This is a genomic window from Agromyces albus, from assembly GCF_030815405.1.
GTDB lineage: Bacteria > Actinomycetota > Actinomycetes > Actinomycetales > Microbacteriaceae > Agromyces > Agromyces albus_A.
The window spans coordinates 162,341-188,647 of sequence record NZ_JAUSWX010000001.1 but is presented as its reverse complement, the minus strand read 5'-3'; the positions used below and the strand labels follow the sequence as shown (position 1 = coordinate 188,647).

The 26,307-nt window shown below is 68.8% G+C and carries 24 protein-coding genes; 9 read left to right on the top strand and 15 right to left on the bottom strand.

Annotation, left to right across the window (positions count from 1 at the left end; genetic code table 11):
- Window positions 1-21 precede the first annotated feature (21 nt).
- The 4 genes from QFZ29_RS00805 to QFZ29_RS00790 form a co-directional block, all read right to left on the bottom strand.
- On the bottom strand, window positions 22-576 hold the full coding sequence (locus QFZ29_RS00805) for a hypothetical protein (RefSeq protein ID WP_306892344.1): 555 nt from the start codon (window positions 574-576) through the stop codon (window positions 22-24).
- A gap of 75 nt (window positions 577-651) precedes the next feature.
- Window positions 652-2,235 (bottom strand): family 43 glycosylhydrolase, encoded by a 1,584-nt coding sequence (locus QFZ29_RS00800; protein ID WP_306892343.1) that lies wholly within the window; start codon window positions 2,233-2,235, stop codon window positions 652-654.
- Between the two features lie 8 nt (window positions 2,236-2,243).
- Complete coding sequence (locus QFZ29_RS00795; protein WP_306892342.1) at window positions 2,244-4,235, bottom strand: glycoside hydrolase family 36 protein; 1,992 nt, start codon at window positions 4,233-4,235, stop codon at window positions 2,244-2,246.
- A gap of 199 nt (window positions 4,236-4,434) precedes the next feature.
- Window positions 4,435-5,484, bottom strand: coding sequence for a LacI family DNA-binding transcriptional regulator (locus QFZ29_RS00790; RefSeq protein ID WP_306892341.1), 1,050 nt, complete (start codon window positions 5,482-5,484; stop codon window positions 4,435-4,437).
- Between the two features lie 228 nt (window positions 5,485-5,712).
- Here QFZ29_RS00790 and QFZ29_RS00785 point away from each other — a divergent pair, with 228 nt between their 5' ends.
- Complete coding sequence (locus QFZ29_RS00785; RefSeq protein ID WP_306892340.1) at window positions 5,713-6,000, top strand: iron-sulfur cluster assembly accessory protein; 288 nt, start codon at window positions 5,713-5,715, stop codon at window positions 5,998-6,000.
- A 1-nt stretch (window position 6,001) separates the two neighbouring features.
- Here the strand turns inward: QFZ29_RS00785 and QFZ29_RS00780 are convergent, their stop codons facing one another.
- From QFZ29_RS00780 to QFZ29_RS00755, 6 genes are all read right to left on the bottom strand, one after another.
- Window positions 6,002-6,748, bottom strand: coding sequence for a DUF624 domain-containing protein (locus QFZ29_RS00780; RefSeq protein WP_306892339.1), 747 nt, complete (start codon window positions 6,746-6,748; stop codon window positions 6,002-6,004).
- A 2-nt stretch (window positions 6,749-6,750) separates the two neighbouring features.
- A complete protein-coding gene (locus QFZ29_RS00775) occupies window positions 6,751-7,671 on the bottom strand; it encodes a carbohydrate ABC transporter permease (RefSeq protein WP_306892338.1) in 921 nt (306 codons plus the stop codon).
- Window positions 7,671-8,585: a carbohydrate ABC transporter permease gene (locus tag QFZ29_RS00770; protein ID WP_306892337.1), complete on the bottom strand. Its 915-nt coding sequence runs from the start codon at window positions 8,583-8,585 to the stop codon at window positions 7,671-7,673. Before QFZ29_RS00770 ends, QFZ29_RS00775 begins: the two co-directional genes overlap by 1 nt.
- Window positions 8,586-8,660: 75 nt before the next feature.
- A complete protein-coding gene (locus tag QFZ29_RS00765) occupies window positions 8,661-9,923 on the bottom strand; it encodes an ABC transporter substrate-binding protein (protein ID WP_306892336.1) in 1,263 nt (420 codons plus the stop codon).
- A gap of 56 nt (window positions 9,924-9,979) precedes the next feature.
- Window positions 9,980-11,968, bottom strand: a complete 1,989-nt coding sequence (locus QFZ29_RS00760; protein ID WP_306892335.1) for a DUF2264 domain-containing protein — start codon at window positions 11,966-11,968, stop codon at window positions 9,980-9,982.
- Window positions 11,965-12,984, bottom strand: coding sequence for a hydroxyacid dehydrogenase (locus QFZ29_RS00755; RefSeq protein ID WP_306892334.1), 1,020 nt, complete (start codon window positions 12,982-12,984; stop codon window positions 11,965-11,967). The genes QFZ29_RS00760 and QFZ29_RS00755 overlap by 4 nt, the downstream gene beginning before the upstream one ends.
- A 134-nt stretch (window positions 12,985-13,118) precedes the next feature.
- Between QFZ29_RS00755 and QFZ29_RS00750 the strand changes: the two genes are divergently transcribed.
- Together QFZ29_RS00750 and QFZ29_RS00745 are read left to right on the top strand one after the other, a co-directional pair.
- On the top strand, window positions 13,119-14,996 hold the full coding sequence (locus QFZ29_RS00750; protein WP_306892333.1) for a heparinase II/III family protein: 1,878 nt from the start codon (window positions 13,119-13,121) through the stop codon (window positions 14,994-14,996).
- Complete coding sequence (locus QFZ29_RS00745) at window positions 14,993-16,114, top strand: substrate-binding domain-containing protein (protein ID WP_306892332.1); 1,122 nt, start codon at window positions 14,993-14,995, stop codon at window positions 16,112-16,114. Before QFZ29_RS00750 ends, QFZ29_RS00745 begins: the two co-directional genes overlap by 4 nt.
- Here QFZ29_RS00745 and QFZ29_RS00740 read toward each other — a convergent pair.
- Genes QFZ29_RS00740 through QFZ29_RS00725 form a run of 4 tightly spaced genes read right to left on the bottom strand, consistent with a single transcriptional unit; the run spans window position 16,111 to window position 20,798 of the window.
- Window positions 16,111-17,568, bottom strand: a complete 1,458-nt coding sequence (locus tag QFZ29_RS00740) for an aldehyde dehydrogenase family protein (RefSeq protein ID WP_306892331.1) — start codon at window positions 17,566-17,568, stop codon at window positions 16,111-16,113. The genes QFZ29_RS00745 and QFZ29_RS00740 overlap by 4 nt on opposite strands.
- Before the next feature lie 3 nt (window positions 17,569-17,571).
- Window positions 17,572-18,462, bottom strand: coding sequence for a carbohydrate ABC transporter permease (locus QFZ29_RS00735; RefSeq protein WP_306892330.1), 891 nt, complete (start codon window positions 18,460-18,462; stop codon window positions 17,572-17,574).
- Complete coding sequence (locus QFZ29_RS00730; protein ID WP_306892329.1) at window positions 18,459-19,391, bottom strand: carbohydrate ABC transporter permease; 933 nt, start codon at window positions 19,389-19,391, stop codon at window positions 18,459-18,461. Before QFZ29_RS00730 ends, QFZ29_RS00735 begins: the two co-directional genes overlap by 4 nt.
- Window positions 19,392-19,448: 57 nt before the next feature.
- Window positions 19,449-20,798, bottom strand: coding sequence for an ABC transporter substrate-binding protein (locus tag QFZ29_RS00725; RefSeq protein ID WP_306892328.1), 1,350 nt, complete (start codon window positions 20,796-20,798; stop codon window positions 19,449-19,451).
- Window positions 20,799-20,922: 124 nt separating this feature from the next.
- Between QFZ29_RS00725 and QFZ29_RS00720 the strand changes: the two genes are divergently transcribed.
- From QFZ29_RS00720 to QFZ29_RS00700, 5 genes are all read left to right on the top strand, one after another.
- Window positions 20,923-21,582 carry a GntR family transcriptional regulator gene (locus QFZ29_RS00720; RefSeq protein WP_306892327.1) on the top strand — a complete coding sequence of 220 codons (660 nt, stop codon included), beginning with the start codon at window positions 20,923-20,925 and terminating at the stop codon, window positions 21,580-21,582.
- Window positions 21,579-22,523, top strand: a complete 945-nt coding sequence (locus QFZ29_RS00715) for a dihydrodipicolinate synthase family protein (RefSeq protein WP_306892326.1) — start codon at window positions 21,579-21,581, stop codon at window positions 22,521-22,523. Before QFZ29_RS00720 ends, QFZ29_RS00715 begins: the two co-directional genes overlap by 4 nt.
- On the top strand, window positions 22,520-23,656 hold the full coding sequence (locus QFZ29_RS00710) for a mandelate racemase/muconate lactonizing enzyme family protein (RefSeq protein ID WP_306892325.1): 1,137 nt from the start codon (window positions 22,520-22,522) through the stop codon (window positions 23,654-23,656). The genes QFZ29_RS00715 and QFZ29_RS00710 overlap by 4 nt, the downstream gene beginning before the upstream one ends.
- 136 nt (window positions 23,657-23,792) lie before the next feature.
- Window positions 23,793-24,497 carry a GAF and ANTAR domain-containing protein gene (locus QFZ29_RS00705; RefSeq protein WP_306892324.1) on the top strand — a complete coding sequence of 235 codons (705 nt, stop codon included), beginning with the start codon at window positions 23,793-23,795 and terminating at the stop codon, window positions 24,495-24,497.
- Window positions 24,494-25,207 (top strand): GAF and ANTAR domain-containing protein, encoded by a 714-nt coding sequence (locus QFZ29_RS00700; RefSeq protein ID WP_306892323.1) that lies wholly within the window; start codon window positions 24,494-24,496, stop codon window positions 25,205-25,207. Before QFZ29_RS00705 ends, QFZ29_RS00700 begins: the two co-directional genes overlap by 4 nt.
- Before the next feature lie 53 nt (window positions 25,208-25,260).
- Here QFZ29_RS00700 and QFZ29_RS00695 read toward each other — a convergent pair whose 3' ends face one another.
- The gene (locus QFZ29_RS00695) at window positions 25,261-25,620 is read right to left on the bottom strand and encodes a hypothetical protein (RefSeq protein WP_306892322.1); all 360 of its coding nucleotides are present in this window, start codon (window positions 25,618-25,620) and stop codon (window positions 25,261-25,263) included.
- A 157-nt stretch (window positions 25,621-25,777) separates the two neighbouring features.
- Here QFZ29_RS00695 and QFZ29_RS00690 point away from each other — a divergent pair, with 157 nt between their 5' ends.
- Window positions 25,778-26,206 carry a cytidine deaminase gene (locus tag QFZ29_RS00690; protein WP_306892321.1) on the top strand — a complete coding sequence of 143 codons (429 nt, stop codon included), beginning with the start codon at window positions 25,778-25,780 and terminating at the stop codon, window positions 26,204-26,206.
- Window positions 26,207-26,307: the final 101 nt, after the last annotated feature.

The following is a 26,307-nucleotide window of genomic DNA, read 5'->3' as shown; positions in this document are numbered from 1 at the left end:
CGGACTCCCACGGGTGTGGCGTCAGTCCTTCCCCTTGTCGGGCTTTTTGCTCGCGCCGGGCGCCTTGTCGGAGGGATGCACTTCATCGGTGGGCGATGGCGTCGGCTCCACCGCGGTGCCGTCGCCCGCCACCGGGAGCTCCTCGCCGGACTCGGGAGTGGGCGTCGGAGTCGGTGACGACGACGGCGGCTTCGGCGCGGGGAGGATCGGTCCGAAGGGGGCGGGAGTGGGAGCCTGGGTCGATGTCGGCCGCGGCTGATCGACGAGGGAGACGAGGGAAGAGGCGCTGTCGTCGGGCGGCACGGGGCTCGTCGACTGCAGCAGGGCCAAGGTGCCGCCGAGGGCCGCGACCACGGTGACCCCGACGACGCCGGCGAAGGAGCTCCGAGGATGCCGCATGACCCACGCGGCGATCGCGGAAGCTCGCGGGGAACTCCACTTGATCACGGCGCCGATCAGCGCGGCGGCGCGAGCACGGAGCGGGTGCACGGCGGTGGTCGGACTGGCTGATGGCGCGGCATGGCGGCCTCGCGGGCGCATGGATCCGGTGCTCGATTCCTCGCCGATCTCCGGCACGCTCACCTCTTCTCAGCTCGAATCCGTCGTACCACCCCCGGTCGAGGATAGGCGGAGGGGGCAGCCGAGCGCCATTCACGCACCTCGGAAGTCGGCGTCGACGTAGTCGAAGTCGGCGAACCAGCCCTGTCGATCGAGGTCGTCAGCGCGCACGCCCGCGAACATCCCGGTGAAGCGCAGCCCGCCGCCGTGGTCGTCGGAGAGTGCGTACGCGGGATACTCGCCGGGAAGGTCACGCCACGCGCCATCGGCGCCGGTCGCCGAGCAGCGGAGGTCGCTGCCGACGATCGATATCCGGAGGCCGACCGGACCGGGGCTCGCGGCGTAGGGCTCGGATCTCGTCGTCCTCCGATCGCGGGTGACGACCCGAAGGTGCCGTCCGTTCTCGGCATCCCACGTGAGCTGGAGCCAGATCCACGCCGAGCGGTCGTACCACGCGAGGAGGCCCGCCGCCTGGCGCACGGACGTCGGCTCGGCATCGACGAGGGTCTCGATGGTCGCATCGAGCTCCTCGACGCGCTGCGCGATCATCGACTGCTCGAAGACGCTCCCCGCCGAGTGCCCGCCGCGAAGCCGCAACCATCCGGGCCTGCCGGCGAGATCGAAGACGGCGGGATCCGCGGCCCAGCGCAGGGTCGACCATCGGCGGAGGTCGAGCGCATCGCCGTCGAAGTCGTCGCGCGGCGGCGGTTTCGCCACGGGCGCCGGCTCGAGTTCGGGGAACGGGACCTCGACGCGGCCGTGGTGCCCGCCGCCCTCGAGCCGGAGCCACCCCTCGTCATCGAAGACGACTCGCTGGATGCACGTCTCGCGGCCGAGCGTGGAGTAGCGCTCGCCGAGCCGGAGCGCGGGCCGGCTCGCGAGGTGGACGAGCGCCCATTCGCCGCCGGGAAGGGCCACGAGCTCACCATGGCCGGCCTTCTGCAGTGGCGTGCCGGGGTCGTCGCGACTCGTCAGCACTGCGGTCGCCGCATCGCGCACGTACGGACCCGTGAGCGAGTGCGAACGCGCGACCGTGATGCCGTGGTTCCAGCCCGTGCCGCCCTCGGCGAGCAGCAGGTGGTAGCCGTCGTCGAAGTGATAGAGGTTCGGCCCCTCGACGAGCGACGGCTGGCTGTAGATCTGCACCGCCTCGCCAGACACGCGCTGCCGGTCGTGGAAGTACTGCTCGAGCACGATGCCGCTGAAGCTCGGGTGCTCGGGGCGCTGGTCCCACGCCACCCCGACGATCCAGTGCGTGCCGTCGGTGTCGTGGAAGAACGAGAAATCGAAGCCCCGGGAACCGAGATGGATCGGCTCGCTCCACGGCCCCGAGACATCCGGAGCCGTCACGAGGTAGTTGTCGAGATCTTTGTTGTCGCCGTCCATCGTGCGGATGACGGAGTACGCGAGCCAGAACTCGCCGTCGACGTCGGTGAGGCTCGGGGCCCACACGCCGCCCGAGTCGGGGACCCCGCGGAGATCGAAGCCGTTCGACTCGTCGAGAGCGTGCCCGACGACCTCCCAGTTCGCGAGGTCGCGGGACCGATGGAGGCGAACGCCCGGGAACCACTCGAAGGTGCTCGTGGCGACGAAGTACTCGTCGCCGACCCGCACGATCGAGGGGTCGGGATTGAACCCGCGGAGGATCGGGTTCCTGGCGACGGGCACGTCTGACATCATGCTCCTCAGCCGATTTCGAACACGCGAGCGGTCAATCCGGGCACCGTCTCGAATCGGAGGCCGTCGCCCTCGGGGGCGGTGCTCCACTCGGCGAGGCTGCGCGGGAAGACCTCGCGAACCGGGCCCGCGACTCCCGGCACGGTGATCGCGGCGGCGGCGTCGCTGCGGTCCCACACGATGAGGTAGCTCGCGTCGGGGCCGCGAAGACCGAAGCAGATCGCGGCGTCGTCCCACCCGGGCAGGCCCAGCGGCCAGAACGGCTCGAGGTCTCCGAGCGCGTCGCGCAACTCCTTGTACACGCGAATCGCGTCGCGCACGAGGTCGAACTGCGAGCCGCGCAGCGTGTCGAGGAATCCCGACAGGTAGAGCCGGCCGGCAAGCCCGGTGACGAGCGTGAACGCCGTCTCCTCGTCGGTCATCTCGACGTGCGGGTACGCCCAGTTGCCGCACTGCTCCGGCAGGATCGTCGCAGGCGCGGATGCCGCGATCGGCGGGTAGAGCCGGAAGTCCTGCTGGTCGCTCGTCGACTGCAGGTGCGTGACCGAGAGCAGCGAGTAGTCGGCGCGCATGGCCCCCGAACTGCAGTTCTCGATCAGGAGGTGCGGATGCCGCTCCTGCACGTCGACGAGCCAGGTCCGGAATGCGCGCGTGTGTCCGAGCAGCCCGTCGCCCGGCGCGGTCGCCCGCCAATCGGTGCCCATGCCCGGGTTGATGTTGTAGTCGAGCTTGAGGTACGAGATCCCGAACGCGGACACGAGATGGTCGACGGTCTCGTCGAGATGGGCGCGTGCTGCAGGGTGGCGAAAGTCGAGGTGGTAGCGGTCGTGCTCACGCACCCGGCGCCCGAAGCGCGTGAAGAACGCGTCGTCGGGCAAAAGCTCAGCGGCCGCGCTCTCGACACCGACGACCTCGGGCTCGAGCCACAGCCCGCTCTTCATGCCGCGGCGGTGGATGTGGTCGATGACCTCGGCCAGTCCTCCGGTGAAGCGAGCGGATGCCTCGCGCCATTCGCCGACCGTCGACCACCAGTCCCCGATCGCGGGGTCGGCGAACCAGCCCGCGTCGATGCAGAAGACCTCCGCGCCCGCCTCGGCGGCCGCGTCGATGAGCGGCAACAGGGCCTCGGTCGTCGGCTGTCCCATGAGGGTGTTCATGAAGTCGTTGTAGATCACGGGCAACTGCTCGCGATCCACCGCCCCGGCGCTGAGCCAGCGCCGGTATCGCGTGAACTCGGCGACGACGCCGTCGCGTCCCTGGCCCGAGGTCGCGATCGCGACCGGGACGGTCTCGAAGGTCTCCCCAGGCTGCAGTTCGTGCGCGAACTGGTGGTGGTGGTCGGTCGGGCCGAGGAGGCTGATCGTTCCGCCGTCTCGCGCCTGCGAGAGGTCGCAGTGCCACCCTCCACTCGTCTCGAACTGCCATCCGAGGGCTTCGCCGGTCATGACGCTCGTCACGATCCCGGCGGCGAGGTGCTCGCCGGTCGACCATGCCCCGTGACTGGTCATCCCATGGTGACCGCGACCGTCCTGCCCGTGCAGTGCGAGGTTCAGTCGAGGCAGCCACACCCGCAGCGAGTGCTCCTGCCAGCGATTCTCGGCGAGCCATTCGCTCTCGGCGACCGCGAGCAGCACCTCGTCGAGGTCGTCTTCCGACGCGCCGAAGCCGAAGGTCGCGGTCGAGGCCGCGGTGAGCACGATCGGCGCGCTCGACGTGTTCTCGATCGTCGTGCGCACCCTGATCACGCGCGCCGTTCGAGGGCGCGTGATCCAGGAACGCACGACGAGCCCGGTCTCGGGGTCGCGTTGGGTCACGCACACGGATGTCTCGGAGTCGGTCTCCTGCTCGGAGTGCTCGAGGTAGCGAAGACGCGCCCCGATCGCCGAGCGCACGTAGGCCTGGCTCGTGCGGGCTCGCTGCTCATCGGCGCTGAAGATCTCGACGAGCGGGACTCCGCGGCGGCCGAGGAAGGTCGAGTCGTCGATGCCGATGAGCGACACCGCGTGGTCATCTTCCCAACCCAGCCGCGCGACGGAGGACAGCGACGACGCCCTCTGGGGGGCGTCGATGAGTTCGTTCGTGATGGGCTGACTCCTTCGTCACGAGGTCAAACGTCGGAGACCTTGCGGATATCGTTATCCCACCATACAACGACTCACGACCACCGCTGGTCGATGGCGTCAGCCGACGCAGATCGCGTCAGCCGGTGTAGACGGAGCCCTTGACGATCGTCTCGGCCGGGAGGGCGATGCGCGTCGGGCGTTCATCGCCCTCTCCCTCGTCGAGCGCGAGCGAGAGCGCGGCCTCGCCGAAGGCCTCGAGCGGGATCTCGACCGTGCTGAACCGCGGCAGGACGTCGCCGAGCATCGGCACGTGGTCGAAGCCGGTCACCTCGATGCCGTTCGGCACCTCGATGCCGCGGTCGCGCAGCGACGCGATCGCGCCCACCGCCATCGCATCGCTCATGGCGGCGATCACGTCGAATCCGCCCACGCGATCCCCGAGTCGCTGCACGGCCTCATATCCGCCATCGCGGGAGAACGGCGCGTGGATCACGTCATCGTCGGGAACCGTGATGCCACGCTCCGCGAGCCCCTCGAGGAATCCCTCGACCCGATCGCGCGAGGTCACCTGGTCGGTCGGCCCGGAGATCACCGCGAACGACCGGTGCCCGGCGTCGACGAGTCCGACTGCGAGTCGCGCCGCTGCTCCGCGGTTGTCGACGGTCACGGCGGGATAGGGCAGGTCGCTGTCGCCGATGAGCACGACGCTCGCGCCCTGCGCCTGGAGCAGGCGCAGATGCTCGTCGAGCACGGCCTCCCGCTCGGCGTCGGTCGTTCGGCTCGTGGCGAGCACGATCGCGCGGTGGCGCTCACCTCGCAGCTTGGTGAGCAGGTCGAGCTCGCGCCGAGCGTCGTCTCGCGTCGTGCGCACCGCGACGGAGAGCCCTCGCTCCTCGGCGGCGTGCATGACGCCCGCGATCACGGTGGCCGAGCCGAAGTCGTCGATGTCGCTGACGATGAGGGCGATCGTTCGGGCGCGCCCGTCTTTGATCGCCTGCGCCGCGGTGCTCACCGAGTATCCCAGCGCGCGGGCGGCATCCTCGACGCGCCGGCGCAGCTCGGGGCTGCCGCTCGCCTTCCCGCGCACGCCGCCGTTGAGCACGCGTGATGCCGTGGGAACGGACACCCGAGCGAGGCGCGCCACATCGGTCAGCGTCACGGGCTTCGAACCCGAACCGTCTGCCACGATCCATCCTCCCCTTCGGCGCCGTCCACTCGTCGACGACGGGCGTGACGGACACCGCTATCCACTGTAGGACCATAGTCAGTGAGATTCGCGGAAGCGGTTCGCGAACGTCGCGAAGCGGTCGCCAAGGGCGCCCAGTCTGGGGCATCCGCGCCTCGATCTCAAGGGGTTGCCGAGTCGGTGGCGATCCTGAAGGGTGGACACTTCGTGATCGCAGAGGAGAAACGCATGCTCACACTGACCGACACCGCCACCATGGTCGTCAAGGAGATCGTCGACCGCAGCGGCGGCCCCGACGGCACCGGGCTCCGCATCAACGCGGAGGATCCGGCCGGCACGGAGTTCGCCGTCGAGATCGTGCCCACCCCCGAGGAGACCGACGCCATCGTGGAACAGGCCGGCGCCCGCGTCTACCTCGGCGGGAATGCGGCCGAGGCCCTCGCCGACAAGACGCTCGACGCGAGCGTCTCCCCCGACGGCCGCGTCGCCTTCGACGTCGTGCCGCAGCAGGCCTGATCTACCGGGTGGTCGGAGTGCCCTCGGACTCGCGAGTGATCGACGCGTAGCCGGCCGCCGAATTACTCCAGAGCAGGTAGAGCGCGAAGCCGCCGAGTCCGAGCACTCCGACCACCGGCTGGGCCAGGATTATCGCCGCCCACGCACCGAGGATGGCGAGGGTCACGAGCGAGACCGGCCAGCGCCTGATGGCGAGGAAGAGCGCGGCCTTCAGGATGTCGCGCACACGCGACTCGGGATGCCGCGCGATGCCGGCGAACGAGCCGAGCGCCGTGACGACGAGCAATGCGCCGACCACGCCGAGGAGCGGACCGACGAGCGCGGCGAACTCCGTGCCCCAGAGGAACATGACGTCGAGCACGAGGATCGCGCCCAGCACGAGCGTCGCGACCCAGACGCCGAGCGCACGCCCGGCGGTGCCGGCGTAGGCGATCCAGAAGTCGCGCATCGGCCGCAGGTCACCCGTGCGCCTGGCGCGTTCGAAGCAACTGAACGCCGCGGTGACCGCCGGCCCGAGCGGCACGGCGCACAGCAGCAGGAACGGCCACGCCGCGAGCGGCTGGGCGACGACGGTGAGTGCAGCGACGAGCGGAACGCCGGCGAGGGCCACCGAGAACGCGACGGCGAGCGCCTGGTAGACCGTCTCGAACACGTTCTCGAACGTTTCGCGGCTTGGCGAGAGCACTCGGGCGATGCCCGACTTCGGCCGCCGGTCGATGCTCGCGCGCTGGTTGGCGTCGGTGCCCACGGTCAGCCCTTCAATCCGCTCGTCGCGATGCCCTGGATGAAGAAGCGCTGCCCGAGCAGGAACACGATCACGATCGGGATGACCGAGATCACCGATCCGGTCATGATCATGGCGTACTCCGCGTCGAACTGGCCGACGAACGACCGCAATCCGATCTGCACGGTCCAGAGGTCATTGCTCGTGAAGTAGATGAACGGACCCATGTAGTCGTTCCACGTGCTCACGAACGTCAGCAGCGCGAGGCTCGCGAGCGCCGGCTTCGTGAGCGGCAGGATGATCCGCCACCAGATCCGGTACTCGTTGAGGCCGTCGATGCGGGCGGCCTCACTCAGCTCGTCGGGGATCGACATGTAGTACTGCCGCATGAGGAACACGCCGAACGCGCCGAACGCCTGCAGCAGGATGATCGAGAGGTGCGTGTTCACGAGGCCGGCATTCTGCATCATGATGTACTGCGGAATCATGTACGCCTGCCACGGCACCGCGATCGTCGCGATGTAGATGACGAACAGCACGTCGCGGCCCTTGAAGCGCATCTTCGAGAAGCCGTAGGCGGCGAAGCTGCCGGTGAGCACCTGCAGGAACGTGATCGTGACCGAGAGGAACAGCGAGTTCTTCAGGTAGGTCAGCAGCGGGATGCGCGTCCAGATGTCGACGTAGTTCGACCAGACGAACTCGGTCGGGACCCACTGGATCGGAATCGAGAAGACCTGGTTGTTGTGCTTGAGCGACGACGAGACCATCCAGAAGAACGGCACGAAGATGAGCAGCGTGAGTGCCGCGAGCAGCACGTAGAGGATGACGCGCTTCGCGGGGTTCAGTCTCGGCCCGCGGCGCTTCGCGGTCACGGGCCGGCCGGCGGCCGGGGGTGTCAGCTCGTCGGCGAGCCGGTCGACCTCGGGGAGGGTACTGATGACGGACATCAGTCCTCCTTCCTCTTCTGGATGCGGAACTGCACGACGGTGAAGACGAGCACGATGAGGAAGAGCACGAGTGAGATCGCCGACGAGTAGCCGAAGCGATTCTCCCTGATGCCCTCCCGGTAGATCAGTTGCGAGAGCACGAGGGTCGAGCGGCCCGGGCCGCCGTCGGTCATCACGACGATGAGGTCGAACACCTTGAAGCTCGCGATCGTGACCATGATGAGCACGAAGAACGTCGTCGGCCGCAGCGACGGGATCGTGATGTTCCAGAACCGCTGCCACGCATTCGCGCCGTCGACCTCGGCGGCCTCGTAGTACTCCTGCGGAATGGCCTGGAGGCCCGCAAGATAGAGCACCATGTAGTAGCCCATGTCGCGCCAGACGCTGGTGATGATGACGGCGGGCATCGACCAGGCCGACGTGGTCGTCCACCCCGGCGGATCCTGCACGCCGATCCACTCGAGGAACTGGTTGATCGGGCCCATCGTCGGGTTGAACAGCATGTTCCAGACGACCGCGACGGCCACGAGCGACGTGATGTACGGGAAGAACATCGTCGTGCGGAAGAAGCCGAGTCCGCGGATCCGCTTGTTCAGCAGGAGCGCGAGGCCGAGTGCGGCGAGCATCGTGAGGGGGATGTGGCCGGCGGCGTAGTACGCCGTGTTGCCGAGCGCGATCCAGAAGGACTGGTCGCCCAGCAACCGCTCGAAGTTCTCGACGCCGACCCACTCGGGCGGCGAGTACGAGTCCCACTCCATGAAGGCGATGACGAAGGCGGCGCCCATGGGAATGAGGGTCAGCACCGCGAACCCGATGAAGTTGGGCAGGATGAAGCTCCAGCCCACGAGCGCGTTGCGCCGCGCTCGGGCTCTGGACTGCTGGCGCACCGGTGCGCGCGTTGCGGCGATCGCCATGGCGGTTCCTCCGGGGTGTGGTTCGTGTGCGAGCTGGTGCGGGGACCCCGCCGGTGAGGCGGGGTCCCGCAGGGATCACTCGAGGACGTCGCCCGTGACGCGCTCGTCCATCGTGGCGATGCCGTCCGGGATCGAGGTGTCGCCGACCATGATGAGCTCGTGCTCCTCATCGAGGATGGTGCTGATGTCCGACGAGTACTCGCTCACGGGCATCTCGAGCACGACGTCCTTCGGCTCACTGAACGTGGTGACCGACAGGTCGTCGGTGGGCAGTGCCGTGAAGGCCGCGGTCACGTCGTCGGACGAGAAGGCCGGCACGACGCCGATCGCGGCGATCGCCTTGGCACCCTCTTCGCCGGCCGCGAACTCGAGGAACTTCTTGGCCGCGTCCTGGTGCTCCGAGTTCTTGTTCACGGCGAAGGCGGTCGGCGAACCGAAGGTCACGGTCTCGTCGCCGGCATCGATCTGCGGCATCGGTGCGACGCCCCAGTCGACCGTGGACGCGCCGCTCTCGATCGCCGCGGCGATTCCCGAGATGTACCACGTGCCCATCGGCATCATCGCGGCCTGGCCGGTCTCGAACATCGTGCGGTAGCTGATCTGCTGCGTCTTCGCGGTTCCGAAGTCGAGCGCGTTCCCGCCGGTCTGCAGGTCGAGCGCGAGCGAGTACTGGTCCTCCATGAACCCGTAGTCGCCGCTCAGCAGGTCGCCACCGGTCTGTGCTGCAGCGATCGCCTGCACGACCGATCGCCAGTAGTGGTGGTAGGTGCCGAAGACCTTCTGGCCGCCCGTCTCGCCGGTGAGCTGCTCGGCAAGGCTCTTGTACTCGTCCCACGAGATGTGGTCGGGGTACTCGACGCCCGCCGCGTCGAAGAGGCCCTTGTTGTAGTAGAGCAGCCAGAAGTCCTGGCGGTAGGGGACGGAGAAGTACTCGCCGTCGAGGTCGAACGGCTCGATGCCGGCGAGGTTGTCGGCGCCGAGCGACTCGACGACGTCGCTCACGTCGAGGAGCTGCCCGCGGTTCGCGTAGCGCGCGTAGTCGGTGACGTTCTTCATCGTGAGCACGTCGGTCTTGTCACCGCCGGCGAGCATCGTGGTGACCTTCTCCGAGTAGTCGTCGGCGAGGATGTCGACGGGCTCGATGGTGATGTCGGGGTTCGCCTTCTCGAAGGCGTCGAAGAGCGCCTGAAACTCGGGCGTCTGCTCCATGTTCCAGACCGAGACGCTCAAGGTGACCGGACCGTCGTCGTCCTGCTGGGCGGGCGCGCCCGAGCAGCCGGTGAGTGCGAGTCCGATGGCCGCGGTGATCGCGGCCGCTGAGACCAATGTTCGCTTCATTGCGTTGTACTCCTCATTCGGGGGCATGCTAGTTCGCGACCGGGCGGCCGCGAAATTCAGGGTTGGTGGGGCACTCGGACTCGGTTCACCTCCGGGAGGTCGATCGAGATCACGGCTCCGTCGGGCCACTCCACGCGGCACCGGCCGGCGCCGAGGAGATCGACCTGTGGAGCCGGCGACGGCGGGTTGGCGTCGCCCGAGAGCAGGACGGCGACGATGCGCCACGCGGCATCCGTCACCTGATCGGCCGTGCTGCACCACGGCGTCGCGGAATGGGCGCCGAGCGGCGTCGCGTCGAGGTCTTCGCGCACGCCCGACTCCTCGAAGCCGGCGAGCGGCACGAGTGCGCTCGTGAGGCCGTTGCAGCTCACGAGGGCTCCCTCGACGATCGGCTCGGCATCGCCCGACAGGGTCCACCCCCCGACGCGGATGACGGCGGCGGCAACGTCCTCGTCGCCCGTCGTCGAGACGCGCACGAACCGCACCTCCCAGGCGCCGCGCACGAGCGAACACGTCTCGATGAGCGGGCCGCGGGTCACGGCGCTCGCGGCCCTCCCGTCGCCGTGATCGGGACCGGCCGGCACGTCGTCGATCCAGTGGGCACGGGCGACGGATGCTCCGAAGCCGAACTCCGCCCCGTCGTCGCCGAGCATCGACTCGAGCGGCCCGCGCGTGAACCCGGAGCGATGGCTCGGAACGCCGTCGCGCATCGCGGCGACCGAGCCGTCGAGCGGATGCTCCACGCCCATGCCGCGCAGCAGCGGTGCCGTCGCGGTCGAGTAGCCGAGCCGCGCGTACAGCGGCGGGTCGATCTGGGCCTCGCCCTCGTTGCCGTGATCTGTTCCGTGGTTGACGACGCGCACGATGCCGTCGGCACGCGTGCCGCTGACGAGCCATCCCGGTGCGGCGATCACTCGCTGCACGTCGCCGAGCTCGACGGGGAGCGGCTCCTCGACCGCGGTCCACACCGGGTGGTCGGCGGGCAGGGCGAGGCCGAGCATGCCCTTCGACGCCCAGTACGGCGACCCCGGTCCTGAGTAGGACTGCGCCATAGCTCGCCATTCGCCGTGCCAGCCGAGGGTGAGGATGCCGCGGGCGTCGGGTGCCCCGCGGTCGGCGAAGTGCCGGACGATGCCGCTGGCGGCGCGGCGCACGAGTCCCGGTGCGAGCGTCTCGGACCCGGCGAGCGCGCCCGCCCAGAACGGGGCGGCGGCGGCGAACCGGTAGACGAGGCTGCGGCCCTGGATGAGGGGTGAGCCGTCGGCCCCGACGAGGGTGACCGCGTCGTCGAGGTAGCGGTCGAGGTGGGCGCGATACCGCGCGAGGCGCTCCTCGTGCTGCGGGTCGCCGGCGACCATGCCGGCCCACAGCACCGGGTAGAGGTGGAGCGCCCAGCCCGTGTAGTGGTCGAACGCTCGAGCGGAGCCGTCGGAGAACCATCCGTCGGCCCGGAAGAATCCGTCGGCGATCGCGAGGTCCTCTTCGATGTCGTCGCGGCGGTAGGGGCCGCCGACGCTCGCGAGGAACTGCTCGACGACGATGCGGAACCACACCCAGTTGATCGGCGGGTACGACTGGCCGATGACGGTGGAGAGGTAGTCGATGATGTTGCCCTGCACGCGGGCGTCGAGCCGATGCCAGATGAGGTCTCGGGTGAGGTGCAGGCCGATCGCGAGCGCCGCTGCCTCGACCTTCGCCTGGCCGACCTCGTCGGGGCGCAGCCACCGCTCGGGCGACGAGGGATCGGTGCCCGCGTCGAGTCCCTCGCTGAACCACTCGGCGAGCGAGCCGGTATCGCCAGGCGAGCCGGCGATGCGGAAGGCGGCGAGCATGAACGTGCGCGCGAAGCCCTCGAGCCCGTCGACCGCGCTGCCGTAGCCGCCCGGAGCGCCCGGGAAGGAGATGAGGGCGTGCCCCGGCGACGCGAATGGGCGCGCCGACGAGAGAATGCGGTCGGCGAGCGCGGCCCAGTGCTCGCGGGTCCAGCCGGTGTGCGGTGAGAGCTCCCGGTCGAGGGCGGGCAGTTGCAGGGTCGCGGCGCTCATGCGCTGACTCCGAGGTCGGCGAACGTGACGGCGGAGAGCGGCGAACGGCCGTCGAGGAAGCGCTCGAGCTCGTCGAGGGCGGCGTCGGCGAGCCGGAACGTCTCGGTGCCGAGGGAACCCGCGATGTGGGGCGTGATCGAGACGTTCGGCAGGTCGAAGAGCGGCGAGTCGAGGGGAAGGGGTTCTGGGTCGGTGACGTCGAGGATCGCGTCGAGCCGGCCGCTCGCGCACTCGACCGCGAGGGCATCGGTGTCGAGGAGGGTGCCGCGCGCGGTGTTGATGACCGTGGCGCCGTCACGCAGCATCCCGAGCTCGCGCTCGCCGATCATGTTGATCGTCTCGGGCAGCGCGGGTGCGTGGAGGGAGAGCACGTCGACCGACGGAAGCAGCTCGTCGAGCGAGACGAGTCGGGCTCCGGCTGCGGCGATGGCCGCGGCATCCGCGTAGGGATCGGCGACGAGCACCTCGGCTCCGTCGAGTTGCTGCAGGAGTGCGACCACTCGACGCCCGATGCGCGAGAAGCCGACGACGCCCACGCTGCGCTGGAAGTTCGACATGCGCGGCGAGTCGAGCAGCGAGCGCCACTCGCGACGGTGCGCGCGGGGGTCGCGGGCGAAGTACTGTGCGCGCTTCCCGGCGAGCACGATCGACGCGAAGGTGAACTCGGCGACAGGGATCGCGTTCGCCTCGGCGGCCGAGGTGACGAGGATGCCGCGATCCCAGAACGCCTCGCTGACCATCGGCCGCACGGTGCCGGCGCAATGGAAGACGGCCTTCAGTTTCGGCATCCGGTCGAGGCGTTCCGCCGTGAGCGCTGGCGTGCCCCACGAGGTGAGGAGCACCTCGACGGATGCGAGCCGGTCGGCCAGGTCGGGGTCGTCGAGGTCTCCGGATGTCACGGGGTCGGCCACGTGGCACAGCGAGCGCAGCCGGGCGAGCCGGCTCTCGTCGAAGAGGGCGGAGAACGAGTCGGGCCACATCGCGACGAACGCGGAAGGTCGCGATCCGTGAGTCATCCGGTGGTCTCCTCTTCGAGTGGTGCGTCCGTGTTGCGGCGGGCTGAGAGATAGTGAATACTCCCCTTCGATCCCAGTCAAAGCAAACGAACCAATTCGAACACGCTTGATCGCAGATGATCACGGAGGCGGCAGTGACAGTCCGAGACGAGACGGTGCCGACGGTCGCCGAGCCCGGAGCCCTCGTTCGAGCCTGGGCGGCGCTCGACGTGGATCGACTCCGCTCGCCGCTGGCATCCGGCCGGTCGGCGTGGGCTTCAGCCGACCCGGTGCTCATCCACGCCCTCACACTCACGGCCCTCGCCGAGCTCGGCACCCCGTGGCCGCAGCCGCTGTTCTCCCAGTACGCGGCCTACCCGATCCGCGGCGAGCGCGTCGTGTACGAGGATCCGGTGTTCGCGCGGATCGAGCGGCTCGCTCGAGCCGTCGCCCTCGCCGCTGCGACGGGCGAGGAGATGTGGCTGTCGGAAGCGGCCGACGGGCTCTGGTTGCTCTGCGAGCAATCGACGTGGTGCTGGCCGGCCCACGACGATGCCTTCGCACGGTTCGGCACCGTCACTCCGTCGCGGTCGTCGCCGTACCTCGATCTCGGCGCGGGCGAATCGGTCGCCACGATCGGCTGGGCGGTCGCGGTGATCGGGCCCGAGCTCGAGGAGCGATTCCCCGGCTTGTGCGCGCGACTCCGGGAAGAGGCCGAGATCCGGGTGTTCCGGCCGTTCCTCGATCGCGACGACTGGCACTGGCTGGGCCTCGACGGGCGGCTGCACAACTGGAATCCGTGGATCCTCGGCAACGTCATCGTCGCTGCAGCGACGCTCGCCGAGCCGGCAGAGGCCCGACTCCTGGTCGATCGGGCGGTCGCGGGCATCGATCGCTACCTCGCCGCGATGCCGGCCGACGGCGCCATCGACGAGGGCTACGAGTACTGGTGGAACGGCGCCGCACGGGCCCTCGAGGCACTCGACGTGCTCGACCGCATCGGCGGTGCCCCCCTCGACCTGGGCGGAATGCCCGGCCTCGCCGCCCTGCTGCGCTTCCCCCAGCGGATGCAGCTGTCGGCCGAGTGGTACGTGAACGTCGCCGACGCCCAGGCCCGCGCCGACGATGAACGCCCCTGGCACGTGCTGCACCGCTGGGCGCGGCGATTGGGACTGACGGATGTCGCCTCCTACGCCGCATCGCATCGACGCCCGGGAACACCCGTCGTCTCCCCGAACATGAGCACGGGCAGGTTGCTGACCGCACTGCTCGACGAGGACTGGCGCGCCGCGACTCCGGCGTCGCCGCCGCTGCCCGCGAGCATCGAGCTGCCCTCAGTGCAGCTCGCGCTCGCTCGCGAGACCTCCGGCTCCGACCGCGGCCTCGCCGTCGCCGTGAAGGGCGGGCACAACGGGGAGAACCACAATCACAACGACGTCGGCAGCGTGATCGTCGCGCTCGACGGCGTGCCGGCCGTGATCGATGTCGGGCGGCCCACCTACGACGCCCGAACCTTCGGGCCCGACCGTTACGACATCTGGTCGATGCGCAGCGAGTGGCACAGCACGGCCTCGCCCCGCGGTCGCACGCAGGGAGTCGGCGCCGAGTTCGCAGCCCGCGCATTCAGCGGCGGAGACGATGGCGACGTCGCCGCCTGGCAGGTCGAGATCGGTGGGGCGTACGGGCTCGGCACCGACGAGACCTGGCTGCGACGCGTGAGCCTCGACCGGAGCGCTCGCCGCGTGACGGTCGACGACTCCTGGTCGCTCGACGACGCGGCCGGCACGACGGTCACATACCTCGTGTGGGGCGATCTCGCCGACGAGGGCGACGGTCGCCTCACGCTTCGCCGGCCCGTCGAGGGCGCGCGCGATCTCGTCCTGCACCACGACGGAGCGCACCACACGATCGAGGTGCGGCAGCTCGACGATCCGGTCATGACGCGCTCCTGGGGCTCGCAGGTCGCGCGCCTCGTGCTCCATCCGGCACCGGATGCCTCCGGCATCCGCTTCACCGCCGAGGCTGCGCGATGAGCCGCGACGGCGGAGCGACCCCGGCGTTCGGGATTGAGCGCCGCGAACGGATCATGGATGAGATCCGCCGTGCCGGCAAGGTGGTCGTGCGCGACCTCGCCGTGCTGCTGGGCGTCACCGAGCTCACCATCCGGCGTGACATCGCCGAGCTCGCGGACCGGGGCCTCGTGACTCGGGTGCACGGCGGCGCCACCCTGCGCAGTTCACTCGACACGAGCGTGGCGCGCGCAGCCGACGCATCCGGGCCATCCCGCTTCCGGCTCGGCATGGTCGTGCCCTCGCTCAGCTATTACTGGCCGCAGATTGTGAACGGCGCGCGCGCAACCGCCGCACTCAGTCGCTCGCAGCTCGTGCTGCGCGGCTCCACCTATGACCCGGCCGACCAGCGCCGGCAGATCGCGGCGCTCGTGGAGGCCGGCGGCATCCACGGCCTCATCGCCGCGCCCGAGACGAGCGGGCAGGACGGCTACTCGCTGCTCGCGTGGCTCGACTCGCTGCCGATCCCCGTGGTGCTCGCCGAGCGGCGCGCCCCGACGGCGCTCGCCTTGCGCAAGCTCGAGTGGGTGACCACCGACCACGAGTTCGGCGCGATCCTCGCCGTGCACCACCTCCACCAGCAGGGCCACCGCCGCATCGGCATCGCCATCGCGCGACACTCCCCCACATCGGGCCACCTACGCCGAGGGTGGGCTCGCGCCCACTCCGAACTCGGGCTGGATGCCTTGCTCACGGTCGATACCGTGCTCGACGACATCGAGAACGGGCACCGCGACGCGCGCCTCGACGACGTGCTCGACCGGTGCCTCGCGACGGGCACGACGGCGATCATGATCCACTCGGACCCGCAGGCGATCCTGCTCGAGCACCGCTGCTTCGATCGCGGCATCCGGATCCCCGAAGACCTCGCGATTGTCGCCTACGACGACGAGATCGCCGAGAACGGCGAGCCGCCCATCACGGCGCTGCGGCCACCCAAGCAGCACATCGGGCGGCTCGCGGTCGAGACCCTGCTCGCGCGGCTCGCCGAGGGACCGAAGCGCCCGATGCAGCGGGTGCAGGTGTTGCCCGAGTTGCACGTCAGGGCGTCGTCGACGGCGGCGGAGACCCGGACGGACTAGCGCGTGATGAGCTGCCCGTCGACCCGCCGAGGCAGCGGATGCCGCGGCACGTCTCGCAGCTCGTCGGGAAGCAACTCCTGCGGCACGTCCTGCCACGTCACGGGCCGAAGCCAGCGCCCGATTGCCGAGGCGCCCACCGACGTCGACGATGGTGCCGTGGTCGCCGGGTAGGGCCCGCCATGGGTCGTCGCCCACCCGACGCGCACGCCGGTCGGCACCCCGCCGACGAGGACGCGACCGCTCAGCAGCGCGGCCACCGCCAGCAGCGGCCGGGCTTCGTCGATCTCGTCGGGGTGGAGGTGGAACGTGGTTGTGAGCTGTCCGCCCATGCGCTCGAGCACCGTTGCCACCGATTTCAGGTCGTCATAGCGGGCGATCAGGGCGGCCGGACCGAAGGCTTCCTCGAGCACCGGACCATCGAGCTCGCTCAACGTCGTCTCGGCGAGGGTCGGGGTCGCAGCCCAGCGGTCGTCGACCATCCCCGATGTCAGCGAGCGCGCACCCCCCGACTGCCATGAGGCGAGCCGATCGGCGAATCGGCCGGCGATGCCCGGTGAGAGCATCGGTTGGGCATCGGCGATCTCGAGGCGCCGGCGCATGACGTCGACGAGCTCCTGGGCATCTTCCGGCACGAGCAGCACGCCCGGCTTCGTGCACAGCTGCCCGGCCCTCCCCAGGATCGCATCGGCCAGCAGACCGCCGATCCCCCCGGGGTCGTTCCTCGCAGCCTTGGGCGTGACGATGACCGGGTTGATGCTGCTCATCTCGGCGAAGAACGGAATCGGATGCCGCCGGCGCGCCGCGATGTCGAAGAGCTCACGGCCACCGGCGAGCGAACCGGTGAATCCGCCGGCCGCGATGCGTGGATCCGCCACGAGTGCGGCGCCGGCCGACGGGTCGGACACCGCCTCGACCACCGAGGCCGGGATTCCGGTACTTCGGAGTGCGCAATGCACGCTCGCGAGCACCGCGCGGCTCGTCCGCGGGTGGTCGGGGTGCGTCTTGACCACCACGCTGCAACCGGCCGCCAGCGCGGAGGCGGTGTCGCCGCCCATGACGCTGAACGCCAGAGGGAAGTTCCCGGCGGCGAACACCGCGACCGGGCCCAGGGGAACCTGCATCTGCCGCAGTTCGGGCAGACCGTCTCTGCCGTGATCGATCGCAGCCTCGAGGTAGGAGCCCTCCGCCACCACTGTCGCGAACAATTCTGCTTGCGCTGCCGTGCGCTCGAGTTCGGCCGAGAGGCGGCGCGGCGGGAGCCGAGTCTCCTCGGCAGCGAGGGGGAGGATCGTGTCGCCGTCGTCGCGGATCGCTGCCGCTATTGCGCGCAACAGCTCGGCGCGACGCAGCCGCGGGAGCGAGCGGAAGGTCGCCCAGCCCACCGCCGACGCCGCGCAGGCGCGCTCGACCTCCTGGAGCGCGGCGGCGGATGGGGCGAACTCATCGGGAGTCATGGATCACCCCTTCACCGCGCCGGCGCTCAGGCCTTGGACCAGGAATCGCTGCACGTAGGCGAAGATCGCGACCACCGGGATGATGGCGATGACGCCTCCAGCGGCGAGGGCTCCGAAGTCCGTGCCGAACTCGCCGAGCAGGTAGCTGAGGCCGACCGGGATGGTGAACTGGTCCTGGCTGCTCAGGAACATGATGGCGAACAGGAAGTTGTTCCAAGCGCTGATGAAGGCGAACGAGCCGACTGCGACGATGCCCGGCCGCAGGAGCGGAAGGATGACGAGCCGGAACGCCTCGATGCGGCTGCATCCGTCGACCCATGCCGCCTCCTCCAGCTCCATCGGCACATTCCGGATGAAGCCGGCCATGAGCACGAGCGACAGCGGCAGGTGGAACACCGTGTCGGAGATGATGAGGCTCCAGAGGTTGTCGGTGAGGCCGAGTCCGTTGAAGATCTGGAACAGCGGGATGAGCATCATCGCACCCGGAATGAACTGGGTGCAGAGCATCGCCAGCACGAACACGGCCTTCCCGCGGAAGGGGAATCGTGCGAGTGCGTAGCCGCCGAGCAGGGCGATGACGGTCGACACGATGAGGCTCGCGACGGCCACCAGGATGCTGTTCTGGAAGTAGATGCCGAAGCCCGAACCGTTCCACACAGTGGCGAAGTTGTCGAACGTGATGGGCCATGGCACGAGTGCGGTAGACCCGGCGGGGCGGAACGCGAACAACAGCATCCAGTAGAACGGCACCAGGGTGAAGGCCAGATAGAGCACCAGGGGCACGACGAGCAGGACGCGATCGGTCGCCGACGTCCTGCTGCGGCGTTTCCGCAGCGTGGTCGTGGCAGACGAGGCGGCGGAACGAGTGGTCGTTGCAGAGGCGAGGCCGGTCATGCGTCTTCCCTCCCGAAGCGGTTGGCCCGCAGATAGACGACCGAGAACACGGTCAGGATGATGAAGGCGACGACGGTGAGGGCTGACCCATACCCGAAGTCCCGATCGTGGATCGCGGTCTGCGCGACGTAGAGCGGCAGGGTCGTCGTCGAGCTTGCCGGGCCACCGCCGGTGAGCGTGTAGAGCAGGTCGACGTTGTTGAACTCCCACACGGCGCGCAGCAGGGTCGCGATGACGACGGCAGAGCGGATGTGCGGCCACGTGATCGAGGCGAACTTGCGAATCCGTCCGGCACCATCGACCTCCGCCGCCTCATAGAGCTCGGTCCGCACCGATTGCAGGTCGGCGAGGATGAGGATCGCGAAGAACGGCGCGCCTTTCCAGAGCTCGGCGAGGATGACGGCCCAGAACGTCGTTCCGGCGCCCGACAGCAGCGAGGAGCCGAACGGCACGAGGCCGACCTCGGCGAGATAGCGCCCCACGCCGGTCGACGGGTTGTAGATCAGGATCCAGATCGTCGTCGTGAGGATGCCCGACACTGCCCACGGCGAGAAGACGAGCGACCGCACCACGGCGCGCCCGGCGAAGGTCTGGTTGATGAGCAGGGCGAGCCCCAACCCGAGGACGAACTGCAGGGCGACCTCGACGAGTACCCATTGACCGGTGAACACGAGGCTGCGCCAGAACAGCGGGTCCTGGCCCATCGCGATGAAGTTGTCGAGCCCCGCGAAGCCGTCGGTCCACGGCTGGGTGATGTTGTAGTGCTGGAGGCTGTAGTAGAAGACGCTGCCGACCGGGTACACCAGGAACACGATCACGAGCAGCGCGGCCGGCGCGATGAGGAGGTAGGGGTACCAGCGGGTCGCCGGCGCTCGCCTGCGCGCGGGCAGTGCGGAGATGGCGGACCTTGAAAGTGTGGAACTGGTCATGACGACCTTCGGATCGGGCAGCGGGGCGGCGTGTGGCCGTCGCCCCGCTGGGGCCGGCTACTGGGAGGCGAGGTAGCGCTGCTGGGCATCGGTGAGCGCCTTTGCTGCGTCGCCGAGGAAATCCTCGACCGAGAGATCGCCCTGCAGCACGGCCTGCCACTGGGGCAGCATGTCGGTGGAGGTGATCGAGTTGAACTCGGGCAGATAGAACGGCTGCTGCAGCACCGTCGCATCGGGATTCGATCCAGCCTCGGCCGCCACCGCGATGGCCGGGTTCTCGGCCACCCACGGCTCGGATTGCACTGCGAGGTTGCCCGGAATGTATCCCGAGGCCTCGGCCCAGAAGCTGTTGCCCTCTTCGCTCATCGTGAACTCGAGGAACTTCCACGCGGCATCCTGATGCTCGCTGGCCTCGAACATGGCGAAGCCTGTGGTCATGCGGCCGGTGAGCACGTGCTCGCCGTCTTCCGACGGGAACGGCACGACCGCTGCGACGGCGTCGGCGCCCAGCGCCTTGACGTGGTCGGGGTAGGAACCGACACTGTGGCTCAGCATTCCGGTGTTGCCCGAGCCGAACTGGGCGACCATCACCTTGAAGTCCGCGGTGAGGTCGCTCTCGGCCGTCGCCTTCCGGTACAGGTCGACGTACCGCTGCGTGGCCTCGGCGACCGCCGGGTCGTCGAGGGTGGACGTGCCGTCTTCCAGGAAGAACGTGTCGATGCCGGCCTGCGGATACACCATCTGCACGAACTGCGAGAAGAATCCCGCGCCGCCGCGAATGGTGTATCCGAATCGTCCGGTCGCCGGATCGGTCAACTCGACCGCGTCGGCGAAGAAGTCATCCCAGCTCTCGGGGGCATCCAGGCCCGCCGCCTCGAACAGATCGGGACGGTAGTAGATCACGTCGGCAAGACTCGTGGCTGGGGTCAGGTAGAGGGAGCCATCCGGCGACGCCGCCTTGGAGGACTCGACCATCGAGGGGTCGATCTCGTCCTCCCAGCCGCCCTGCTCGAAGCGCTCGTCGAGTGGCGCGAGGGCCTCCTGCGCAACGAGCGCGGCAATGTCCGACGCCTTGGGCGTCAACAGGTCGGGCGTGGAGTTCGTCGCGATCGCCGTGCTGATCTTCTGCATGTACGAGTCGGTCGGCAGGCCGAGGTACTCAATGGTGATGTTCGGGTTCTCGGCCTCGAACATGTCGATGAGCTTCTCGAGGTTCTCGGCGCGAGCGGGGCGCGTGTCGGTGTCCCAGAGCTCCAGGACGATGTTCTCGTCGTCGGCGGGTGACGGGGCCGCGCACCCCGCGGCGCCAAGGGTGACGGCGCCGAGGACGAACGCGGCGATGGCCGATCGGGCACGGCGGCCCGCCCTCCCGGACCGGGGTTCCGGGAGATTACTGCGACGCTTCATTGCGTTTCCTTTCGGTCGGCTCCCGGCTGTCGTAGCCGGGGCAGCCCCAACTGGCTGAGGCACGGGTCGATCATATATGAGATATGAGATAACGTGGTAACGTCTACTTGAGGAAAGGCAGCACATGAGATCTGACGGCGCAGTCGGGACCATCACCCCGATCTCACGCACGGGAATGGTGGTCGACGCCCTACGACGGGCGATCCTCTCCGGCGAGCTTCCCGCTGGTCGACAACTCATCGAGGCCGACCTCGCCGGCTCGTTCGGCTTGTCGAAGACCCCCGTTCGCGAGGCCCTCAAGATCCTCGCGGGCGCAGGGCTCGTGACCATGAGCGACTACCGAGGCGCCGTGGTACGCGTGATCGACGAGTCCACCGCCCACAGCGTCTTCGACGTGCGCGCGCTGCTCGAGCCGGTGGCCGTGGAACGCACGGTTGCGAACGGCTTCGACGTCGAGGCCGCGGAGCAGAGCCTGGCCGTCGCCGACGGCGCCGTCGACGGCACGGATCGCAGCATCGCGAATCGCGACTTCCACCAGCTCTTGTACTCCAACAGCGGCAACCCGCTCCTCACGAGCATGCTCGACGGGCTGCGTGATCAGGTCACCCTGATCACGATCACCGCCTGGACGATCCGGCCGACCTGGGAGCCCGAGGCGGCCGAGCATGCCGCGATCCTGGCGGCCGCGAAAGCCGGCGACGGCCCCGGCGCGGCCGCCCTCGTGCTCCAGCACATCCGGTCGTTCGAAGAGCGGGCGCTCGCCGAACTGGCGAGCAAGCGATGACCGGCACCGCGTCGGTGCTCGCCGACGTCGTCGCGATACCGGTCACTCCCTTCTCCCGAGGCGACGTCGACCTCGATCGATACGGGGTGATCCTGCGCAGGATCGTCGACGCCGGAGTTCACGTGGTCACGCCCAACGGCAACACGAGCGAGTTCTACGCGCTGACCCCCGAAGAGCGGCGCGACCTTCTTCGCGCAACCGGCGACGTGCTGGGCGCGAGTACCGCGATCGTCGCCGGCATCGGCCACGACATCCCGACGGCGATCGCGGAGGGCACCGTCGCAGCCGAGCACGGGGCCGAGTTCGCCATGATCCACCAGCCGGTGCATCCGTATGTCTCGAAGGCAGGTTGGGTCGATTATCACGCGACCATCGCCGCGGCGCTCCGTCACATGGGCATGGTTCTCTACGTCCGCAATACCTGGGTCACGGCCGACATGTTGCGCGAACTGCTCGACCGGGCACCCAATCTCGTCGGCGTCAAGTACGCCGTGCCCGATGCCGTCGCCTTCGCCCGCATTCGCCAGGCGACCGGCGCCGACGAGCTCACGTGGATCGCCGGCCTCGCCGAGCCGTACGCGCTCTCGTACGCGGTGCATGGTGCGGTCGGCTTCACGTCCGGACTCGTGAACGTGAATCCCGGCCTGTCGCTCGAACTGCTCGCCAGCCTGAAACGCGGCGACCTCGTTCGCGCAGCGCAGTTGAGCGGGCGGATCGACCGATTCGAGCAGCTTCGCGCCGAGCACACCTCGGCCAACAATGTCAGCGTCATCAAAGAAGCGCTGTACCAGCTCGGGCTCTGCTCCAGAGAGGTGCGGGCGCCCAGCAGTGAACTGGATGCCGACGGTCGAACCGAGGTTGCGGGCATCCTCGTCGATTGGGGCACCGAGTTCGATCTCGACTGCGGAACCCCGCGGCTGACGGAGCCGATGCCCGCATGAGGATCGTCGGGCTCTCCACCTACATGCAGCGCGTCGGCGACCGGCCGCGTCTCCTCGTGCGGGTGCGCACCGACGAGGGGATCGACGGATGGGGCGAGGCGTACAACCATGGCCCCGACCACGCCCTGGTCCCCTACCTCGACTACCTCTTCGACTTCCTCGTGGGCAAGGATCCGACGCGCGTCGAATACCTGAACCAGCTGCTGTTGCGCACGATGCGCTTCCCTCAGGGCGCGATCGGACTGGCGGCGATCGCCGCGATCGACCACGCCCTCTGGGATATTTCGGCGAAGGCGCTCGGCGTCCCCGTCTACGCGTTGCTCGGCGGTGCCGTACGTGACCGCGTTCCTCTTTACTGCGGGCTGTACGCAGCGCCTGATCCCGTGGAGTGCCGCGACCTCACCGACGAGCTCCATGAGTCGAACGGCTTCACGGCGTTCAAGTTGCACCCGTATCGCGGCGACCTCCACGACCGGCGCTGGGGCGACGTGGTGAGGGAGTCGGCCGACTACTTCCGCGCCATCCGCGAGACCTGCAACAACGCATGGGACTTCGCGTTCGACGCGCACGCGAAGATCTTCGAGCCGATCAAGGCGGTTCAGCTCGGAAACGCCCTCGCGCCTTGGGAGCCGCTGTTCATCGAGGAGCCGATCCGCCCCGAGCACATTCCCGCATGGTCGCGCCTGCGCTCGGAGTTGACGGTGCCGCTCGCCACCGGCGAGAGCCTCTATTCGCCGAACGAGTTCCTGGCGCTCCTTGCCGCCGGCGGAGCCGACATCGTGCAACCCGACATCTGCGTCGTCGGAGGGCTCTCCCAGATGCGCAGGATCGCGACGATCGCCGAGGCGCACTTCGTCACGGTCTCGCCGCACAATCCGATGGGCCCCTTGGCGACCGCGCACAACGTGCACTTCGCAGCCGCGTGCAGCAACTTCGCCCTGCTCGAGTACAAGCCCGACCCGACCAGTTGGTGCCCCGACCCGTACGTGCCCGTCGATGGTCATCTCGACCTGCGACCCGATCGCCCAGGCTGGGGTGTCGACATCGATGAGGAAGCACTGGCCACCGACGACTACGTCCGCTGGGATCGTCGCGTCCCGCTCCGCCCCGACGGTTCCCTCGCGTTCGTCTGAGTCCACCCGCGTCGCACCGGGAATTCGCGGCAACCTGCCGGTTTCCCCGCCGATCCGCGGAGTAACGTCTTCCGTATGGACGATCGCGACGTGACCACGTCCTCGCGCATCACCGAGACCGGGTTCGGTGGCGATCATGGCTGATCGCTTCGCCGCCGCAGCAGACGCCCTGTCGCAGATGGACGGCGACAGCTCGTCGCTGACCCTGCCGATCCTCGACGTCATCCCGGTCACGGGCGCGGCCATCTCCACCCTCGGCGATTTCCTCGGGTCGGAGACGGTCACTGCGAGTGACTCCATTGCCGCCCGAATCGACGAGGTGCAGTTCGACCTCGGCGAGGGCCCCTGCTGGGACGCGCTCGCGACCGGGTTGCCGGCGCTCCATCCCGACTTCAGGTCCACGATGGCTCGCTGGCCGGCATTCTCCGAGGCCCTGTCTGCACAACCGATTCGCTCGCTGTTCGCATTTCCGCTCATCATCGGCCCCCTGCGCATCGGCGCGCTCGACCTGTACGCCGTGCAACCCATGGAACTCGGATCGCGGGATGCGAAGCGCACCGAGGTCTTCGCCTCGATCGTGAGCCGGCACGTGCTGCGACGCGCTCTGCGCGAGTCAGGCGTGACCGATTCAGAGGACAACGCCCCCAACTCGCGCCGCATCATCCATCAGGCCACGGGGTTCGTCATCGCCCAATTGGGCATCTCCGCTGAAGACGCCCACCTCCTGATCCAGGGCCAGGCGTTCTCACAGGGCCGTTCGATGCACGAGATCGCCGAAGACCTCATCCAAAGCCGTCTCACCTTCGAACTCACCGACAACTCGATCGAGGTGGAACGATGAGCGAGCTCACGCGCGAGGAACGACTCGTCGACGTGTTCACCACCCTCGCCGACACCCTCATCGACGACTACGACGTCGTCGACCTGCTCCAGACGCTCGTCGACACGTGTGTCTCGACATTCGAGATCGCAGCGGCCGGGCTGCTCCTCGCCGATGGCGCCGGCGACCTCGAGGTGCTCGTGTCGACGAGCGAGGAGAGCCGGCTCGTCGAGGCGATGCAACTGAGCGCCGAGGCGGGGCCCTGCATCGAGAGCTTCCGCACCGGCACGGTCATCTCCATCACCGACATCGAGCAGGGTCCGTCCGAGTGGGAGCCGTTCCGCACGGCGGCCCGAAAGGAGGGATTCACCGCGGTGCACGCGGTTCCGCTTCGACTGCGCGAGACCACGATCGGCGCGCTCAATCTCTTCGAGAACGGAGGAGGCATCCTGAGCGACCGCGACCTCCGTGCCGCCAGGGCGCTCGCGGATGTCGCGACCATCGGCATCCTTCACGAGCGCACGCTCAGGGCGAGCGACGCAGCTCGCGAACAGCTGCAGCACGCACTGAACTCGCGAGTCACGATCGAGCAGGCGAAGGGCATCCTCGCGTACACGCACGGAGTGTCGATGGACGAGGCGTTCACGTTGCTGCGCAGCCACGCACGGTCGAACCAGCTGCCGCTCGCCCTGGTGGCGCGGCAGCTGGTCGACCGCACCGTCATCTTCTGACGGCGTCGAGCTGATCGGTGCCGATCTGACGGCGTCGAGCCGATCGGTGCCGATCAGTACGCTTCGAGCTCAAGCCAGTCGTCGATCATCGACGACTTCCGACGATCAATCGACGCAGGAGCCGCCGCCCGCATCGTCGGAGGCGACAGCTGCCGGGCGGCGCCGCGGAGGGCCTCCAGAGCGCCCTCATCGCGGAACTCCGCCCCCACGTCGGGCATCGACTCGCTCGCGATCGGCATCGACGGGCCGAGGAGCAGCCTGGCTCGCGACGGCCCGCCGTCGACGTCGACGATCGGCATGTCGATCGTCGCGAACCTGCCGGCGGCGGCAAGCAGTCCGGCATAGTCGAGCACTGCGCCGGCGATCTCGGTTCCAGTGTGGAAGACGTGGCTTCCGTAGTGAATTCGTTCCATGATGTTCCCCTGGGTTCGAGCGGGTTCGGGCTCGCGGGTTCCCAGGGTCCAGGGGAGCCGATGCAGGCGACGGTAGCACCCCGTTTCGGCCACCCCTAGTGCTTGACAGATCGCGCGAGAAGGTCGAGACTGCGCGTCGCGACGAAGGGCGGACACGATGACGACAGCGAGCGAACCGAGCGACCTCTCCCGTGAGGACGAAACGCTGATTGCGGCCGCGAAGCTCGCGATCGCCTCACGATTCGTCCCCGACTGGCACGAGGTGGGCGCAGCCTTGCGGCTCCGCGATGGAACGGTCGTCTCAGGAGTGCACCTCGAGGCGTACGTCGGCCGGATCGCCGTCTGCGCAGAAGCCGTGGCGCTCGGTCGCGCGGTGAGCGAGCACGGCAGTTCCGACATCGACACGATCGTCGCCGTCTTCCATCACACCGACGGGCGGATCACCATGGTGCCTCCCTGCGGAATGTGCCGCGAGCTCATCTCCGACTACGCACCCGATGCCAGCGTGCTGATGCACGACGACGATGGGCGGCACACGAAGCGCCCGATCAGTGAGCTCCTCCCGGGCAAGTATGGGAGGGGTTAGCTCGCGACGCCCGCCCGCGTCACCAGGTGCGCCTGCGATCGATCATCAGCCGATGCGATACTCCTAGGGTTGGGATCGACGACGTTGATAGACTGGAAACC